At 39.9% G+C, this 18,998-nt stretch carries 19 protein-coding genes and 3 tRNA genes; all 22 read right to left on the bottom strand.

What is annotated here, in order from left to right; genetic code table 11:
• Positions 1–7: 7 nt before the first annotated feature.
• Positions 8–451, bottom strand: coding sequence for a hypothetical protein (locus tag G631_RS0103400; RefSeq protein WP_026488251.1), 444 nt, complete (start codon positions 449–451; stop codon positions 8–10).
• A gap of 871 nt (positions 452–1,322) precedes the next feature.
• Positions 1,323–2,129: a hypothetical protein gene (locus G631_RS0103395; RefSeq protein WP_155833866.1), complete on the bottom strand. Its 807-nt coding sequence runs from the start codon at positions 2,127–2,129 to the stop codon at positions 1,323–1,325.
• Between the two features lie 274 nt (positions 2,130–2,403).
• On the bottom strand, positions 2,404–3,219 hold the full coding sequence (locus tag G631_RS0103390; protein WP_026488249.1) for a class I SAM-dependent methyltransferase: 816 nt from the start codon (positions 3,217–3,219) through the stop codon (positions 2,404–2,406).
• A 35-nt stretch (positions 3,220–3,254) separates the two neighbouring features.
• The gene (locus G631_RS0103385; protein WP_013280303.1) at positions 3,255–3,914 is read right to left on the bottom strand and encodes a flavin reductase family protein; all 660 of its coding nucleotides are present in this window, start codon (positions 3,912–3,914) and stop codon (positions 3,255–3,257) included.
• 37 nt (positions 3,915–3,951) lie between these two features.
• A complete protein-coding gene (locus G631_RS20875; RefSeq protein ID WP_155833865.1) occupies positions 3,952–4,128 on the bottom strand; it encodes a hypothetical protein in 177 nt (58 codons plus the stop codon).
• Between the two features lie 29 nt (positions 4,129–4,157).
• A complete protein-coding gene (locus tag G631_RS0103375) occupies positions 4,158–5,033 on the bottom strand; it encodes an NAD-dependent epimerase/dehydratase family protein (RefSeq protein WP_026488247.1) in 876 nt (291 codons plus the stop codon).
• 48 nt (positions 5,034–5,081) lie between these two features.
• Complete coding sequence (locus G631_RS0103370; RefSeq protein WP_026488246.1) at positions 5,082–5,549, bottom strand: hypothetical protein; 468 nt, start codon at positions 5,547–5,549, stop codon at positions 5,082–5,084.
• Between the two features lie 443 nt (positions 5,550–5,992).
• Positions 5,993–6,076: transfer RNA gene (locus tag G631_RS0103365), tRNA-Leu, on the bottom strand.
• Positions 6,077–6,172: 96 nt separating this feature from the next.
• A complete protein-coding gene (locus G631_RS0103360; protein WP_026488245.1) occupies positions 6,173–6,400 on the bottom strand; it encodes a phosphopantetheine-binding protein in 228 nt (75 codons plus the stop codon).
• Between the two features lie 14 nt (positions 6,401–6,414).
• Positions 6,415–7,638, bottom strand: a complete 1,224-nt coding sequence (locus G631_RS0103355; protein ID WP_026488244.1) for a diaminopimelate decarboxylase family protein — start codon at positions 7,636–7,638, stop codon at positions 6,415–6,417.
• 2 nt (positions 7,639–7,640) lie between these two features.
• A complete protein-coding gene (locus G631_RS0103350) occupies positions 7,641–9,182 on the bottom strand; it encodes an amino acid adenylation domain-containing protein (protein ID WP_035789281.1) in 1,542 nt (513 codons plus the stop codon).
• Entirely contained in the window at positions 9,182–10,231 is a 1,050-nt protein-coding gene (locus G631_RS0103345; RefSeq protein WP_026488242.1) for a hypothetical protein, read from the bottom strand. The genes G631_RS0103350 and G631_RS0103345 overlap by 1 nt, the downstream gene beginning before the upstream one ends.
• The gene (locus G631_RS0103340) at positions 10,218–11,852 is read right to left on the bottom strand and encodes an MBOAT family O-acyltransferase (protein ID WP_026488241.1); all 1,635 of its coding nucleotides are present in this window, start codon (positions 11,850–11,852) and stop codon (positions 10,218–10,220) included. Before G631_RS0103340 ends, G631_RS0103345 begins: the two co-directional genes overlap by 14 nt.
• 370 nt (positions 11,853–12,222) lie before the next feature.
• A tRNA-Leu gene (locus G631_RS0103330) sits at positions 12,223–12,306 on the bottom strand.
• Between the two features lie 39 nt (positions 12,307–12,345).
• Positions 12,346–12,428 (bottom strand) — tRNA-Leu (locus G631_RS0103325).
• A 20-nt stretch (positions 12,429–12,448) separates the two neighbouring features.
• Complete coding sequence (locus G631_RS0103320; RefSeq protein WP_026488240.1) at positions 12,449–12,781, bottom strand: hypothetical protein; 333 nt, start codon at positions 12,779–12,781, stop codon at positions 12,449–12,451.
• Between the two features lie 69 nt (positions 12,782–12,850).
• The gene (locus tag G631_RS0103315; RefSeq protein WP_155833864.1) at positions 12,851–13,576 is read right to left on the bottom strand and encodes an arginase family protein; all 726 of its coding nucleotides are present in this window, start codon (positions 13,574–13,576) and stop codon (positions 12,851–12,853) included.
• Positions 13,577–13,587: 11 nt separating this feature from the next.
• Positions 13,588–14,361 (bottom strand): adaptor protein MecA, encoded by a 774-nt coding sequence (locus G631_RS0103310; protein ID WP_026488238.1) that lies wholly within the window; start codon positions 14,359–14,361, stop codon positions 13,588–13,590.
• 300 nt (positions 14,362–14,661) lie between these two features.
• Entirely contained in the window at positions 14,662–15,300 is a 639-nt protein-coding gene (locus G631_RS17830) for a sortase (RefSeq protein ID WP_051196782.1), read from the bottom strand.
• 74 nt (positions 15,301–15,374) lie between these two features.
• Positions 15,375–16,457 carry a Cna B-type domain-containing protein gene (locus tag G631_RS0103300; protein WP_026488237.1) on the bottom strand — a complete coding sequence of 361 codons (1,083 nt, stop codon included), beginning with the start codon at positions 16,455–16,457 and terminating at the stop codon, positions 15,375–15,377.
• Between the two features lie 23 nt (positions 16,458–16,480).
• The gene (locus tag G631_RS0103295; protein ID WP_026488236.1) at positions 16,481–17,332 is read right to left on the bottom strand and encodes a class C sortase; all 852 of its coding nucleotides are present in this window, start codon (positions 17,330–17,332) and stop codon (positions 16,481–16,483) included.
• Positions 17,333–17,492: 160 nt separating this feature from the next.
• On the bottom strand, positions 17,493–18,935 hold the full coding sequence (locus G631_RS0103290) for a SpaA isopeptide-forming pilin-related protein (RefSeq protein ID WP_026488235.1): 1,443 nt from the start codon (positions 18,933–18,935) through the stop codon (positions 17,493–17,495).
• Positions 18,936–18,998 lie beyond the last annotated feature (63 nt).

The raw sequence follows: 18,998 nt of genomic DNA, 5'->3' as shown, positions 1-18,998 counted from the left end.
ATCCCTCTTAATTGGATTTGCCAAAGAGCTTGGCTAAAGGACCTACGGCACTTTGAAGATCCGTGATTGCCTTGTTAAGTCCTTCGAAATCTATCTCTGATATTGACTTTATTGATGATGTAAGCTTCTCGCTGTTGTCATTTAAGAGTTTGTCAAAATTACCAGCAGAATTAGATACGCTCGTAGTCATGGTATTCACATTTTCAAGTGATGTCTCGGCCTTTGTGGCCACAGTATTTATGTGAGTGAGCGTAGTAGAAACCCTAGGGATCAGGACGGCAACAGCAATTATCATAACCAGCAGCATCCCCGCAATACAACTAGTAGCAACCTTCTGATAAAAGAGCTGTTTCTTGCCAATTTTGATCAGCTCAGACAACTGATCATCAGACACTTTTTTAACTTCTGTAGTTTCAATTATGTCTTTTTCTTCTTTAAAATTTTCCTTCATAATTACCCCCTGGAATTAGAATAAAATTTCATTTGTACTTTAACACAATTCTGACTCTCATTCAATTGACATTATAGTTAATTTAGCGCATTTTCATTCTTTTTCAAAAAATAAGTGTCTTAATTGAATGCACAATTAAGACACTTAATATAATGTATCAGATAAAATATTTGTTTTTACATCAATGACTTATAATAATTGGATTTTTTATCCCAAGAAAGCGAAATCAAAAATCTCCGTAAACCAGATTATCAAAGGTTTCACTCATCTTCTGGCCATTAACCTTCTGGTTCTCTTCTCTTTGACCAAACTTGTTCCCACTCTTTTAGGCTAAATCTACTTTTGTGTTGAATTACATCCTTTTCTAAATTTTTATAAATCTGGACACGTTAAAAAATTGTCAATACGTACGGAATTCATTTTCCGCCAAAAAGGTTGTAACAAATAACTGAAGTCTTCGACGATGCACTTGTTAGTTCTAATATTTTTACATCTTTTTTCCCAATATTGTTGCATGTAGATGTAATTTTAAAATGAAGAGACTTGATAGTTCCAAAAATCATACGAAGTTGCTACAACTTTTTTGCCAAAGGAGAAATTAAAGTTGTATCGTAAAATTTTGCTCTCATCCTTTTTGGCAAAAGCTTTATTTTGGATGTAAATTCGGTTTTATCTCTTTGATATCTTTTTATCTCTTTGATATCTTTTTATTTCTTTTATCTCTTAAGTAGTCTTAGTGGCATTTCATTTTTAGTGCCATTACATTTGCGTTATTATTCTTAAGCTTTCAGTTCAAATGCAGGCATTATCAAGATTGTATTTATAGAGCAGATAAATTCAGATACAAGCAATTTGGTTAATTATGAATGAGTCAGTTCTCTAGTTTATATGTTACATAAACGCTCTCGGAGCCTCTGATTGTTTCAAAGCCCATTTCTTCAAATAAAGCAATTTCTGGCGCATCGTCAACATCAACCTGTACCATCATCCCATTTGGCCTATTTAGCTGTATTGCCTTAGCTAGCATATCTTTTCTATACTTCTCATATCCTTTTTTAGTAAAAAGAGCATATGGCTCATTTTCCTTAAAACAAGATGTGATATCCATATATCCCACAAGTTCTCCATTATCAATCGCTGCAATAACTCTGAAACGATCCTTGGCAGCTAATACCTTTTCTGCTGTCCAATATGTATCTTTTTCATGTAAAGAGATATATTGGTTCTCGAAAATTGAGTCTAGTTCAACACTCTTGCATTCTAAGCCGTTTGTCACATCGCGCATCAGCCTCAGCTTCTTCTGGGGCTTTTCAAATGTAGCATTCTTAGATTGCAAAATGCCAGTAAGAACAGTATTCCCCGGATTATATACAAAATCCATTTGCACTTCCGGATTATTCTCTTCAATAAATTCAATCATTGTTATCCAGGCTTCTTCTGAACGAGACAGTCCAACTATCAGCTCAGCATAATGCTCCTCTGGGATTAACAGCCAGACAAATATGCCATCGACCATTCCATCCTGGCTCGACACATATATTTTCTGATTCTTTTTCTGACTGGCTTTATATAAATTGTTCTGATCATAGGAAAAATGCGGATCCGAAAAATTTGGATCCTGAGATAATTCATTTATAAATGATACATATTGATAGACACTGTTTGTTTCTGATAACATAATTTCTTCTTTCACATCAAAATAGATTTCCAAACTGTCAAACAGGCGCCAATGTTACCCCTTAAAGCATAAAAAAGGGGTAACAATTCTAAGTTTTGGCAAGATTATTAAAAAAGAGCTTTGAAAAACATGCAAAATAAAGGCCAAAAGGGGTAACAACTTTCAAAAACAAGCATTTTTGTCTCTGCACAAAATGGTATCTTGACTCCGTCCCTCCTACGAAGGACCCCCTTAGGGAACCCCTCTTAATAGGAATCTTGTTTCTCTTCATGATTCATTTTTTTATTACTTGAACTATGTGATCCGAGTAGCCCATCAAGTCAGTACGTTCAGCGGTTGCAATGAGATATTGGATCCACTCAGCGAAGGATTCATCTGACATCGAATTAACATATTTGCTGATGATCTGGGACATACCATCCTGTGTAAATCGGCATACTTTCTGAGCATTCGTTTCTATGCAAAGGTCGTCTATCAATTCATCTACCACACGGATCGTATCAAGAATCCTTGAAGATCCTGTATTATCAGTCACCAATGCCTTTTCATGATCATAACCTATTGTGGTTATTTCACCTGCCGGATCTTCAGACATGAATATCTCATGAATAAGCGGCGCATCCTGAAGACAAAAGGCTATAAATACCGGCGCTCCGGGTTTAGCAATCCTGAGAGCCTCTTTGCATGCCTGTTTTCTTTCATCAAAATCTTTCAGACTGTATATCGGCCCCATAAGCAGGACAAGATCATATGCATCATCTTTTAAGAAAGACAGATCCCTCGCATTTCCTTCAAACACCCGGATGCGGTCGTTCCCTGCAAATTCTTGTCTCATCTGCTTAACATATTCCGGTGTAAGTTCTACAGCATCAACTTTATGTCCTTCTTCAGCCAATGCCTTTGTATAAGTTCCGCCACCAGCACCTATATCAGCAATAATAGCCCCATCCTTGAGAAATTTATGTAAGTAATGCATTGTGATAATAAATTCCGTCTCATTGGCTTTTGTATAAGACAATCTTTTTCCTTCCGGAAAACCGGAATATTGTTCTATCACTTTTTTCTCTTGTGCTGTTAACTCCTTGCTCACTGCCTAAACCCTCCATTTTCAGGTTTATTCATTTTTTAATACTCCATAACATCAATTTTCTTTTGCAGTACTCCGGCGTAATCATGTGCGGTTTTGCCTACATTTTCGGGATTTACCTGATAGTGGATGTTATATAGGATCCCGCTTTCTCCGGTTCTGTCAGGTAAATGGTTTTCATCGATATGAAGGCCGATCACCTCCAGGCAAAGCATTGCATGGTCATCACCGGGAACTATTTCCTTTTCCCATTTAAGCTTACATTCAAGATTCATGAAGCATTCCTGTACCAGTGGTGCATTAACCCAAGATGCCTTTTCTACAGTAAGCCCGGATGCTGTGATCTCGTCTTCCTCATACTGATTGTTCTTGATGGTGCTCATACAAGCGGCATGATATTCTGCCGACATGAAATTGATAACGGCTTCTTTGGTTTCAGAGATACTCGTGTATAAGTGGCCGTTTTTATTGACGCTGGCAAGGATAGCATAAAACCCATTACCATGATCTGCGCTTGTAAATGTAGCCCAGGACTGCATACAGGCATTAGGCTGACCGTTTGCCTTATATGTTGTTACAAGAAATAACGGAGATGGTACTGTAACAACAAATTCTTTCCACGAAAATCCGAAGTTACGAGAAAAATCCCCAAATGTTCCTTTCATCTGTTCTGGCATTTCTTTGTATGAATATTTCATCTTCGTACCTCACTCATCTAACATCAGTTTGCCGGCTTTAGCTTTTTTCTGAAGCCGTTCCATTTGTTCCGCTATAGCCATCTTTCTTTGCGTAGATATGCTTCGCGAACGTAGCTTCTATCCCCTGTTCATAAAGGATAGTTTCTAATTCCTCGTTCTGTTTTTCCCATTCTTTCAATTGCCCATCCGAGCATGCAGATATTCCAACTTTCATACATTACCTTCACTTTACTAATGCTATCGTTATTTTACTTTCTCTAAGCTCTTTATACGAAGATCGATTAACGGATACAGCCACTCCTTCAGCTCACGAAATCTATAACCGATAGCTTCCGCCTTTTCAGTATTAAAACTAAGTGTATCTTCAAGGCCATTATAAGGAGCATTATCCCCTTGTCGGTTCATAATGGCTTTCTTACCGAGGTGTTTTTCTATGTACTCAACTATACTTGATATTTTAACTGCTTCTTTTGAACAGCCGTTTATGGGACCAGGTACAAAATGATCAACGAGATATGCGATAAAATCACCGGCATCTTTCTCACATATGAATGCCCTCTCCTTATCGAGATCATCTATGTTCATGGCCTTTTGATCTCTGATGTGTTCTATGTAGAAATCCAGTCTGCCGGTATAATCATTCTCGCCCATAACAATCGGGTATCTGACAAAAGAAATATTGGCAGGGCTCATGAACTCAAATATCGCTCTTTCAGCCTGCCTCTTGGTCTCCTGATAGTTCTGTATCCTGTCTATCCAGTGAAGTTCGTATTCTTCAGGTCGGAACTCATCCTCTGTGATACCAGCATGTTCTTTTGGGTAAACAGAGCATGTAGACATCTGTATATATTTATCACAGCTTACATTTTCCAAAAGCGCCTTAACATCATTGGAGCTGTAAGCAATCTTATCGATTATCAGATCAAAATGCTGACCCCCCAATGCTTCTTTAACACTTTTAGAATCCATTCTGTCTATAACTACATAGTCTACAGGACCCTCAAATTCAGGTTTTGAATTGCCTCTCGTGGCAATCGTGATTTCATGCCCATTTCTGAGCAAGGTATTAACCATAGGTATACCAAAATATCTTGTCCCACCAACAACCAGAATTTTCATGGTCATTCTCCATTTTGAGGTGCCAAATTGGAACCTCAATACCTTTCCTTATTCAATATTGTTAAGTCCATCATATAGGTCGTTGAAGGATTTCATTGTCTTGCATCGGCCATAAGACAGTTCTTTGTTATCTCCAAACTCGAACAAAAAGCATTTCGCCATCTCCTCTACCGTCTGTTCTAATGCATTGAAGAACTGATTATAGGCAAAGTTCCATGCAGGTGTCCCCTCTTCAAAATTGCTGGTAATCAAAGATTCTGTTACCTGATCCAAGGGATACATCTTAATGTGCATTAGCTCGTGTATAATCACTTCCTCAAGATTTTCCTGCTTGGGGTTTTCAATGTTTAACAGCAAAATTGCCTTCTTGTCGTCACAGTCAATCTTAAAATCTCCGGTTTTACGCCATGTTTTATCTTCCACAAATTCTAGGCTTATATCCCAATTTGGCGTGATACGAAGTTTTTTAATATATTTGTCGAATAATGCTGATAATTGCTCTTTAGTGTATTTCATAGAAATGCTTCCTTTCCATCCTGCTAATAAGTTTTAGCAGCTGGCTCACTTTTCAATATATTTTGTCATTCCACGACTTTTAGCAAATCCAAACCGCTCATAAAAGCCTTTTTTACTCAAGCGTCATCCGTCCGAATAGTGCAATAACCCCGCTGTCCTTAAATAGACAGCGATACAACTATTCTATATCCAAATTGAATTGTAATAAATAGGAATTTTAGCTTGATATTAGACAAAATGGTCTCTTAACCCCGTCCCCTAGTTCCACTCCCGGGTCTCACTGCAACGCGGAAGATAGGGACTTGCGACGGTGCCGCAGGCACCTAGTCCTGACAAAAGCGCAGCTTTTGCCAGGAAACCCACGCAGCGAAGCTGCTGGGTGAGAGTCCCCTTCCGCGCAAAACAAAAAGGACCAACTCTTTCGAGTTGATCCTTTTGTTTCGTGCGGAAGATGGGACTTGAACCCACACGATGTAAGCATCACAAGATCCTTAGTCTTGCTCGTCTGCCAATTCCGACACTTCCGCGAACCCGTCGCTGCTCTCTCGCGGCGACTTGTATATAATAGCAAGAATAAGAGAAAACGTCAACAAAAATTTACAAACTTTTTTTCGTAAATTTTCTCAGTCCTCCTGAAGTCTCTCAACCATCTCAAGCAGGGCCTGTGCTGAGTTGAAATTCTCTGGGATAATTTCTGAAGCAGGAATTGAGATATCATATTCCTCATTAAGTGCGCTGATGATCTGCAAAATATCAAAAGAATTTAAAATTCCATCATCGATAAGTGCATCCTCATTCTCGAAATCCACATCCTCTTTTACTTCTGATAAAAGCTCTAATAATTCTTCCATATTAACCTCTCTAGTTACCTTATCGTATTGATAGTGCTACTCTCAAAGAAGTCTCTTGCAATCTGTATCTGTCCATCAGGCATAGCCAAAAGAATTCTCGGCATAGTTCTGGACAAAAACAGGTAAATACCTTCTGTAACTGAATAAGCACCAATATTACAAAATGCAAGTATATCATCTATCTCTAAATTGTCAAAAGAAACTTTTCGAACCAGCACATCAGCTGTGGTGCACAAACTTCCGCAAAGGGCGTAGTCATTGCTTCCCTGGGGCAGTCGGCCGCTGATACCAAGTTCAGTTTCTGAAGCCGCATTTTCTTTTGCCTCGCCCTTAATATGGTGTATTACAGGAACCTTCATGCCCATGATCTGGCCAAGATAGTTCACATGATTCATACCACCATCTAAAATGCAATAATTTGTGTCCTTATTGCTCTTTATGTCCATAACCCTGGTGAGATAATAGCCGCACTCAGAAGCAAAAAATCTGCCCATTTCTATGGTCAGGTCGCACCAGCTCTTTACCTCTTCCAAAACAGGCGCAAGCTCCTTCATTGGAGACAGAGTATCCTCAAAACTATCCCCTACAAAATATGGATAAGAAAGTCCCGGCCCGTACTCAAGCCTTTTAAGCCTTATTCCAAACTCTTTTTCCACTTCATCATAAAGGTCCCTGAGCATAGTCAGCTCTTTTACCTGATGAGATATCTTGGTTCTCTGAGTTCCAGCAAAATAGTGGATTCCAACAATCTCAAGATTGCTATATTCTAAAGCCTTGGAAAAAAGCACAAATAAATCCTCTTTGGACATTCCAAACTGGCTTCCTGCATTAAGTCTTGGAAGAACAGGAAGTTTTTTGCCAAGTTCTATAGCAACCTCATTTAGATATTTGACATGCAAAAGAGATTCCGCAGTATAAACTCCGCAGCCAAACTCTACAGCTTCTCTTATGTTCTCTTTGGTCTTGCAGACGCCGGAATAAACTATTGTCTCAGGCTTAACACCAAGAGACTTGCATATAGAAAGTTCCCCAGGGCTGCACACTTCAAGCCTGTCAGTAACTTCTCCCATTGCAGGAATGAGGAAAGGATTAGCCTTTATGCTATAGCAAAGCTTTACACCATCAGGAACAATTTCTCTGATACTGCTCACTCTCTCCTTGAGCCCCGCCACATCAAAGACGTAGGAAGGAGTTCCATATTCATTTGCAATTTCTTTTAATCTGTTTTTATCAAGCATGCTCATTTCTCTTTATAAACGGATATCAGTTTCTGTCTATCTATTTTACCATTTTTATTAAGGGGAAGCTCTTCCATTTGCCTTACTGCTGTAGGCACCATGAACTGTGGAAGCGCCTCCTTAAGGCTTGCTACAAGCTCCTTTTTATCAAGGTCTCCGCAATAGAAAAGAACTATCTTTTTCTTGTCATGATCATAAATACAGCAAGCTCTTTCTACGCCAGAAACGGCCATGGCTGCTACTTCTATTTCGCCAAGCTCAATTCTCTGTCCCAGATGCTTTATCTGGAAATCCTTGCGGGATACATAATACAAAAGCCCGTTCTCATCAAATTTCCCCAGATCCCCTGTCCTGTACATTTCTTCGTTAAAGAGCTTGTTAAGCGGATTCTGCATAAAAGAAGCCTTTGTCTTTTCATCATCTCCAAAGTAGCCGAGAGCAAGGCTTGTGCCTGTTACGCAGATTTCTCCAACTTCACCCGGCGCTGTAACCTCTTTATCCTCATCATCAAGAAGGAAAACGTGCTCGTTGGGGAAGGTTTTTCCAGCAGGAATAGTCTCTGTAAGTTCGTACTCCCTGTCCAAAATGTGATAGGTGCAATTGCAGGTAATCTCAGTTGGGCCATAGAGATTTACGTATGTTGCATCAGGATAAAATTTCTTCCAGTGATTAAGATGCTTGATAGGCATAACCTCGCCAGAGAACATGATCATTCTGATATCCTCAGGCTTTCTGTATTCAAGGCCGTTCATAATAGCCACAAAGCACATGGCACTTACTGCCCAAACCAGCACAGTCACCTTCTTGTCAGCAAGGTAGTCCATAAGCTTTGTAGGATTGCTGAAATAGTCTCTTGGGATCAGCTGAACCTTAGCACCAGTCATAAGGCCAGAATAAATATCTTTTACCGAAACATCAAAGTCGAAGGGCGCCTGATTGCCCAATATATCGTCATTTGTAATTCCAAAAATATCTGTAAAGTAGCTTATAAATTCAAGGACAGACCTGTGTGAAACCGTAACGCCCTTGGGAGTTCCGGTGCTTCCACTTGTAAAATTAACGTACAGAGGGTCAATATCAAGCGCTGTACTTCTAATTTTTTCAAGCATTCTGTCATCAACGCGCTCTGGATCGTAGCTTATTATTTCGTCCAAAAGAACTACCTCTGCCCCCTTGGGAATCGTCAGTTCTTTTGACTTTTCAAGCATCTGGGAGTCTGTGAAAATGACCTTTGGGGATAGTTTTTCAATTATCTTGTCGATCCTTCCTGCAGGCTGTCTCACATCAAGAAAAGAATAAAAGCCACCTGCGTAGACTATTCCAAACATGCCAACAAGGGCATCGCAGCTCTTTTCCATATAGAAGGCCACCGCATCTCTTCTCTTTATCTTGTCGGAGAAAAAAGATCCAATAAACCTGGCGCCATAGTAAAGATCCCTGTAAGTGATGTCTCTTTTATCATCGCCAAATGCAATAGCATCCGGAGTCTGTCTAAAGCGCTCTTCCAATAATTCAAGTACATTTCTGTAATACCTGTTACCCATCAGTAATACAACTCCTTAAACATATAGCTAATATCCTTGTCCTTATCTGAATCCAGGATAAAGTTTCCAATGATCTTTGAAAATGTTGTTGAGCCAGTATTGTTCATATGGCCGATATCTCTATAATTTCCCAGACTGAGTGTTTCGAAATACTCATCCTTTAGAAGTGCAAGATCATAATACTGCAAACCATATTCAGAAAGTGTATCCCTCACAGTTTCTGTAAATTCGACATATCCAAAATAATCATAGTAGGTAAAATTATTTAAAGCCGGCGGAGATACCACATAGAGCTTCACGCCTTGATTATTGCAAAATGAAGCAATATCTTTTAACGTCTCAAGATTCTCAGGAATAGTTTTTAAAACGTGAAGGTCCGTATGTTCAAGACTCCACTCCTTGGCCTTTTCAATACCAGACTGAACAAAATCAGTGCTATATACAACATCCGATGGGCTATAGCCATTCTCGTCCCTGTGTTCATCAGGATTTAGAACCCGGCCCTCTATTTTTTCCTTAATGTTAAGGCCTATACTGGAACTTCTGTCGTAGGTCCATGGGAAAAAGTAGCTGATAGAATAAGGTTTGGTAAAAAAGTCTGAGTCAAAAACAATACTCATAGTCCTAAATCTGTCATACACAGGAAGAGTATCACTTAAGTTTCTCACAAAGCACTGCTCAGCCCTAAAGTTGCTGCCCCTCTCCATTTCAAGAGTCTGGGGATCAATCAAAAGAACTACTGACTTCACATTTTTCCTGTTAACAGCCTCTTTAATCGCTATAAATGAGCTCTGAATTGACTGCATGTTGGTTCCCATGTTGTAGGAAGAAAGGCCCGTAACCTCGTCTACAACGGCTGGATTTATATCGCATACACACTGGGATGAGCCAACAAAGACCATGTCTACGTCACTTTTTTTATTAAAGCCCCTCCACATCTCGGCCCCAGATCCACTATAGGGTCTAAGGGCAAAAGATAAAGCGGCATTTCCCGCCAGGAACAAGGCAAGAAACAGGGCCGCACCCTTTACTTTATTAGAAATTCGCATACAAAAATCCCCCTGTTGAGGTCATAAATACAAAGGATATAAATATCAAAAAGATAAATAAAAGTGACAGGAAAATCCTGCGAATATCCACAGAATTGTCTGCGCTTTCCACTTTTGTAATTGCTCCAGTTGCTCCGCTAGTTTCATGCGTCTCAGTTTTCCGTGATGAAGCTGGTCCAAAAACGTCCACTCCACTCTCAAACAATACGCTGATCACAAACACGATGATGCAGGAAATTGTTGCCAGGGCCATTCCTCCAAGAACATATGAGGAATCGGCAGCATTTGGATTAAGGAGCACATTTCCAAAACTCCACATAAACTCTACATGGTTAAAATGAAAGGCTGTTCTTGCAAGGCTTGCTATGCACTGGCCAAAGTCCTCAATCCTGTCAAAATACCAGCCAATATTAACTATGATAAAGGTTCTGATGATCCTGAATATATGTACTCCCTTACTGTCACTCTTAATATGAAGTGCAGGGAAAACCTTGCTAAATGCAGGCTCTAAAAGATCGCTAAGGGCGATCACGATACCGTTATAAAGTCCCCACCAAATGTAGTGACTCTCTGCTCCATGCCACAGGCCCACCAGGAAGAATACCAGGATATTGGCAATTCCAGCAGGAAGCACTCTTCCAAAGTGATTTCCAAAGTGCTTGCTGCACCATTTTCCAAACTTCTGCATAGGCTTTAAAAGCGCAAAAGGATAGAAAACATAATCTCTCATGAATGCTCCAAGAGAAATATGCCATCTTCTCCAGAAATCTCCCAAAGATGTGGCAAAATATGGCTGTCTGAAGTTTGGCATCATCTCAAGATCAAATAAAAGCGCCACTCCCAGCACTATATCAATACCGCCTGAAAAATCCGCATACTGCTGAGCGGAATACATAAGTATTGCAAAGGCAATAAGCGCACCTGGCACAACATCAACTGGTGAACTGATCACAGCCTCAATGCTGTCTACAAGCATATTTGCAATGGCATACTTTTTCATCAGGCCATAAAGAATGAGCATAAGTGCCTTCTTTACCCTCTCGCCATCTATCTTATGGGCTCTTTTAAGCTGCTCCCCTAGTTTGTCATATCTATTGATGGGTCCCTGGATCAGCTGTGGAAAAAAGGATACGAACAAGAGAAATCTGAAGTAGTTCTTTTCCGCCTGGTACTTATCCCCATAAACGTCGACAATATAGCTGATTGCCTGAAAGGTATAAAAAGAAATTCCAAGAGGAAGAAGCAGCCCTGTAACAGGAGTAAATACCTTGAAGTACTTGATAAGCGCCAGTATTCCAAGATTAAGAATAAGAACAAGCCAGAGTACAAGCCTCTTTTTATTCTGGAATCTATTCTTGAGAGCCTTCTTATCCTCTTTGGTAAGCTCTTTGTTCTTCTTTAAAACCTTGTGCTGCGCTGACAAATCACTTAGTTTTCTGCCTCCAAGCCACACGCTAAGTGAAGTTATCAGAATAAAAATGATGTTCCACTTGCCACAGATCAGATAAAAAGAAATATTGGCTATCAGCAAAACTACCCACTGAAACCTCTCAGGCAGTCGGTAGTAAAAAATAAGTGCTATTAAAACAAATAATATATATGCCAGCGAAAAAAAATCCATCCCGCAAAACCTCATTTAATCAAATTTCAACTATTGTATAATACCATATTTTCCCCCTGTGCAGAAGTAGCCAGAATGGTACCTGGGGACGGAGTCAGTGGTCCATTTTGGCTGTGCGATCCTACCAAGGAAGATGGAACTGCGGCAGAATTGACGAGATGGGACTTTGAGCAGAGCACTTGGCGAGGTATTTTCGAGCCTAGTATGTAGCAACGCGGAAGATAGGGACTTGCGACGGTGCCGCAGGCACCTAGTCCTGACAAAAGCGCAGCTTTTGCCAGGAAACCCACGCAGCGAAGCTGCTGGGTGAGAGTCCCCTTCCGCACAAAACAAAAAGGACCAACTCTTTCGAGTTGATCCTTTTGTTTCGTGCGGAAGAAGGGACTTGAACCCTCACGATGTAAGCATCACAAGATCCTTAGTCTTGCTCGTCTGCCAATTCCGACACTTCCGCAAACCATATTGAATTCGCAGCCGCTCTAGTTGAATCTAGTGCAGGAGAAGGGACTTGAACCCTCATGTTGTTGCCAACACATGGACCTGAACCATGCGCGTCTGCCATTCCGCCACTCCTGCGAGCGACAAAAATTATATTATCACAACATTGAGAGTTTGTCTACAAACATCTCTAATTTTTTTATAACATCTGCAATAATCTTGTATCTCATGGTCATGTAAGCCGCCAAAACAGCCATAATAGCGGCCAAACAGAAGCTAATAATTTTTCCTCCAAGAAGTCCTGCTGACAAAAAAATACTGGCGCAGATAAGAAAACCAACGATTCCAATAAGGATTCTGACAAGTTCCTGGTGCAAAATAGAAGTCTTAACCTGGAGATTTGTCTTTTCATCCATTATCTCCTCATCGGAAAGAACATCATAATCGAGCTTTTCAAAGTGTTTGAGATATTCCCTGAATCTTTTCTCCATATTCCCCATCCTCTACATGCAAGCATGTACGCATTTTGACTTTTGACACCTATATCATATTATACTATATTACGTTTCTTTTAGTAACCTAATATTGAATTTATCATTTCGCTTAATCTCAGTATCCACTGATATTCCCTCCTGATCAGGAGCGCATTCGCCGCATACGTCAACACCAATCACATTTCGAGTAGAAAGCATCTCTTTTACAAAAGATAAAAGCTCATCCGCTGACATTTGCCCCTGATCCCAGTTGGTAATAAGCTCGTCCGTTGTCAATACGTCCTTGTCAATTGAAAGATACACTGGGTACTGAGGATCTACTCCCTTTGTTGAATCGTAAAATAAAGCCCTGTTTCGAGCGTTTTCATCAAGCTTATCTATTAGCCCCCTATCAGCACCAATAACGTGAATATCCCGGACAAATTCGTTTTTCTCGATAACATCAAGAACCCAGCCGCCGCAGGATAAAATATCTCCAAACATCGGGGCCTGCATATCCGGATGGTGATCTAGGACCACAAGGGAAAATGGCTCTTTTACCTGCTCCAGCATAATGGCCGACATATAGTGATAATTCCCATTATCGATAAAGTGGATTCCATTTGGGCTGATGCCCTTTGAAGCTATGAGACCGCGAATCTGTTCCCTTGCAAAGTCATCACAAAAACAGTTGGTACCTGATATATTCTTCAGATCTAGAAAATCACAAAGATAAGAGCCTTTATCACCTCGATAAAAGCTCTCTGATTCATAAACACCTGTAAAATTAAAAACTGTAAGTTTATTCTCCATGTAGGTCTGTCTCATCTAACAAGGTCTGATAAGTGTACTATCGCATCCTCTCCAATGATGCAATCTCCGTGCTCAGCTATGAACATAGCCTCAGGCGAATTAACAGTAAGCATCTGGGAATACTCAACACCTGCTCTTCTCATCTCATAAATAATGCTCTCATCAGCAGACATGAGCCCTGCCAACATATAGTAACGCCCCTTGTATTTATAAAGAGCTGAATCAACGATTGGAAGCCTCTGAACAACCTTGGAAAATCTCTTGGCCTCTTCAAACTCGTCAAACTCCATCATATAGCGGGCATATTCTGTAAGGGGCTGGTACATGGCCTGTGTGCCTTCCATGCCGCTATCAAGTTCCGCATCTCTGCCATAAATCCTGTTGATGGTATCTGTTACGTTAGTAATAACCTCATTGAGGGCAACACCTTTATCCCTGCCAGTCTTGGCCTTGATCTCGTCTACCCTCTCCTGAGTCAGCATCTTAAGGATAGTCTCGGCAGCGCCTCTGATGCGGTCTGTTGCCTTCTGAATATCCTGATTACTCATCTTAACAGCAAAGATACGCACGCTTCCATCCATCATCATGTTCTTGCTCATCATCATGACCTCAGTCTCGGGATCATAATCAAGCTGCGCTCCAACCTCTTTATTCAGCTGGGCAAAAAAGGAAGTCGTGTTCTCTGCGCCCTCTATAACTGCCTCTGGAGTAAGACCAATTTCATGAAGTTCTGATGCTGCGATACTACATTCTACAGTTGTCTCATTCATCTTAACTATAATCACAATGCATCATCTCCTCTCCTTGGAAATCTATCATACCCGGTAAAAGATATCTCTAAAACAGGTACAATGACAGTTACTCCTTCTGTATAGTCATTATATCACGAAAATTAGCACTGTCCACTCGAGAGTGCTAAAAATTCTATGAATATTAGGAATTTTCTATATCTATTATATCGGATCAGATGATTAATTGCTTTATATACAAATGATGGAGACGACAAAAAATTCTTTGACAGCTACTCCATATAATATATCCATATAAAATTACTTTAAATACTTGAGACTATATAACTCTAAAAGTCACTTCCTGATATGTTTACTCTTTTCCGCAGCGTCAATAACATCAGGCACTTCTCCGATTTCTGTCATCTCACCTGTTGCTTCGCACCTTACTGTAACTCTATTTGCGCCTCCTATAGTACAGGTAAAAAGAGTCAGGTCCCACTCTCCAGCTTCCATCTCATCCACATCGTAAGCTCCAAGAGTTTCAATATTTGCTACCTTATAATAAAAGCTTCGACCATTCATATCTGTGACAATAACATCATCACCTGTACTAAGCTGATTGAGATTTCCGAAATGCTCAGTATAGTTATGTCCGGCAATAATAAGATCATTGTCGTACACAGAGCCCTTATATCTGCACACAGCATATCTTGCAGCCTTACTGTCCCACTCGCTCTGAACTGGTAAAAGAAGTCCCAAAGCCGGAATCTGTACTGTGCCAATAAAGCTGTGTCCATCAACATCCACAACTGGCATGTCTCCAGAAAAATTAAGTACTGTACCCGGCATTTGTGCTATAACTCCGCTCAGGTATTCATCCGATGCATCTCCAGCATCAGCATTTTCCTTTAGATTACTATTTACTATAACAGCTGCCAGAATAATAAGCAGGGCTCCAACAGCAATATATATGTATCCAGATTTCTTTTTCAAAACAATCTCCTATTTTCTATAGTAAACGCAAAACGCCATTGTAAGAATTTCTCCCCACAATAGCGTTCTATATTTTAAGCATTTTTACTGTTTGTCCTGATTCCCTTGAATATAAATATCACCCCAACTATCAAAAGAACAGGTACTGGCCACCACAACTGGCCTGTCTGAGGAAGCCTTCTTGCTCCTAAAACCTCTGGCAGATCTCTTATAGCGCCGAGAACTTCAGGAAGTGTAGGAAGTTCTGGCTCACCAGGAGTATCTGGTGTTTCTGGTGTCTCTGGCGGAGTCTCAGGCGGATTATAAGTATTAGTAATCCTAAAGGTAGTTCCGCTAACAGTTACTGAATTAGTATAAGGAATATTGCCATTTATTATCTCGGCAAAGGTCCACTCATGACCTTCTTCGTAGGTCCATGTAAATCTCCAGTTATTACTCTGATCAAGAGTTGCCTCTGTAAAAAGAACTCCATCGCAGTAGATAAGCACTGTGATCGATGCTGGTCTATAGTTCTCATAGCCTGCATCATCCCAAGTCTTTAGCAGTTCATAAGTAATCTCGTGAGGAAGGTAAGTCCTGCTACACTTTACAAGTCCAATTACATCATATACAGGATTGACCCACTCATCATTCTCGTCAAGTCCTGGTACAGAAACAAGGAAAGATGAGAATGAATAAATACAATCATCAACTCGTCTTGTAACACCGCCTACATAGTATAATCCAAGTTCTATGCCCTGGAAATGAGCAAGACCACTCTCATCAGTAGTAACAGTATAAGAAGGAGTTACATTATTCTGATATATATATCCACCAATTGATGTAGAAATCTCTTTCCATGTATCCTGACTCTTAATAGTATTAAGATCCGTAACAGGGAAATTACTTATATTACTGTAAGTATCTACAAGAGTAAACTCACCATTTGCACTAATATCGGCCACTTTATAAATACTTACATCAGCGCCGGAAATAGTAACAAAGTTACTACTGCCCTCAGTCTCTTCACATCTGTACACAAGGGATAAATCTCCAGGAACAGAAAGATCAATAAGACCTCTAGCGCTTACCTGAAGCGGCAGCCCCAATATAAACAAGGCAAGTACCAGTAAAAAAGCTGGTATATTCAATTTTCGCCACAATAGTTTCATATTCATAAAAGCTTCCTCATAATCGTAGTTTAAGCCTTCTTTTTCTTTCTGCGCCTAAACCACCTGGATGTAACTATAATATATGCTATAAAAGCAATCAATAGTATAGGTGCTCCGATAAATGGTGCTACCACTATATTTCCATATCTTGTAGCATCTGCCGGAACAATAAGCTTTGTTTCTTCATTATAATCAACACGCTTTGCTCTCACAAGGAGCCTATGGGTATTCACACCATAAGGTGTACAGGTTACCAGCGTGACATATTCTTTATCATCTACTATCGCAAGATCTGTTGTTTCTTCTGGTAATACAATATTTATCTGATCTATCTGATAGGCAAAAGTCTGATCAAGTATATGAAGCAGGAATGTATCTCCCACTATCATCTGATCTAAGTCTGAAAAAAGTTTAGAGGATGGAAGTCCTCTGTGTCCTGATAGCACAGCATGTGTACTAGTCTTGCCCGTAGGAAAAGAGGTACCTTCAAGATGTCCTATTCCCACCTGCAGAACAGTTTCCTCTGTTCCATGATAAATTGGAAGGTTTACTCCAATATTTTCAATTTCTATATAACCCATGATACCTGTTCCCGTAGGATCAAGTATACTTTCGTATTTGGCCTTTTCTTCATCAGTAAGCTTGAAGTTTAAAGGCTTTGAAGCAAGCTCTTTATTGTATTCATCAGCAGCCTGCCAGAATTTGGTGTAGTCTTCCTCAGAAATGGCTGCCATGGCCTCTTCATAATTGGATATCGCTCTACTCTGATTTTTTGAATTGATGTAATTACTAACTGAAGGATACAGGAATATCGCAAGTCCCGCCAAAAAAATCAGCCCAAATATTATGTTTGGTAATTGCTTTTTAAGCTTTTTATTCATCCTAATTCCATCAGCGATAAAACAAACTTTTTTGAATCAAATCTGTACTTCCCGAAAGAGCCCCGGCTCTTTCGGAAAATACAGCAAAACAAGATTCAAATATATATTTTTATCGTCAAAACTAATAAAACAAATTAACTTTTTTCAATAACCGGGTCGATTACTCAGCCAATGCCTTTCTGCGAAGGATGAAGTAAGCTACTCCAGCAAGGATAAGTACACCACCAAAGATGTAGAAGATAGTTGTTCCGATGCCACCTGTTGAAGGAAGAACAGAACCTGAGTTGTTCTCAACTGTAATTGTCTGAAGCTCAGTTGTCTCTGATACTGTTACTGGCTTTCTTACTGTAAGAAGGTTATATCCTGTAGGAGCAACTTCCTCCTGAAGGTAGTACTGCTTAGCATCAAGACCAATGATAGTAGCCTCACCATTTTCGTCAACTGCTACATTTACTGCTTTTGCTGCTTCCTCAGCATTTGCAACTCTGTAAGCGTTTGCCTTAGCATCCCATACAAGCTTGATCTCATTGCCACCTTTTTCTGCATCCCAAAGTGTAAACTCAGCACCTGTAAGAGGCTTCTTATCTACTCCGTCAATCTTAAGGATATTAAATCCAAGAGTTACAACTGTAACTTCTTTTGTCTCAGCTGATGTATAGTTGTCATATTTGATATAAGCTGTGTTCTTTTCAGGAACAAGAACTACTGCCTTCTCATTAGGTGTACCTGTGTACTTAAGAACAATTGTCTTTCCTGCATTTGCTGTAACAACTGCCTTGTCAATTGTAAGGCTGTAAATAACGTGTGTATCTGTAGTTTCTGAAACTGACCAAGCATAAGTGCCTGTAAGAGCTACATTATCAACTGTGGCTGTTACAGCTGGGTTGATTGTAAGACCAACTGTAGCCTTATCATAAACTACAATGTCCTTATTCTCTACAGAAGCAGGAATCTTAACTGTTACAGTATAGTTGATAGGTGTCTTTGTATCAAACATTGAATCAACTTTTCTATCCTCTTCCTTAGTAACTGTAGGATATTCATTCTTTTCGTTGATTGTTACGTTACCAAGTGTCTGTAAAGCTGCCTTTGTTCCAAGTGATGAAAGAACAAGGTAATAACCAGGCTCAACTGAAACTGTAGCTGTCTTTGTAGCCTTGTTATCTGCACCTAAGTTATCGAATGTGCCGTGTGCAGAAGCTGCCTTCTTGAATTCCTCTGTGTTAAGCTTTTCAACTATATCAGAAGCTGTTGTCTTGCTATCTGTAAGCTCAACATTCCAACGAGAGTTATCTGCTGACTTAGTTACTGTGAAAAGACCTGTCTTAGTTAAGAGATCTGCAAGTGTTTCACTCTCTACATAATAAGCTGCTGTTCCTGTCTGGAATGCACCATCATTTGATACATTCTTTACATCAGCCTTTAAAATCTGATAGTAATCATAAGTGATTTTTGCAACTTCACCACTATTGTTGTTCTCGTTAGTAATAGTGATAGATGTAGTTGCTGTTGTCTGTGCGTCTGTTGCCATTGCTGTGATACTTGCGCCCATGATCATAGTTGCTGCAAGTATGCCTGTGAGTAACTTCTTAAATCCTTTCATTTCTTCTCTCCTTTGAATCTTGTGTTTTAGTTTTCTAACTAGTTGTATTTAAAATCTCGCGAT

Origin of the sequence: Butyrivibrio sp. XBB1001 (assembly GCF_000424505.1) — a bacterium.
Classification (GTDB): Bacteria; Bacillota; Clostridia; order Lachnospirales; family Lachnospiraceae; genus Butyrivibrio.
Note: the sequence above shows the minus strand (reverse complement) of the source record. Positions and strands in the feature narration are given on the sequence as shown.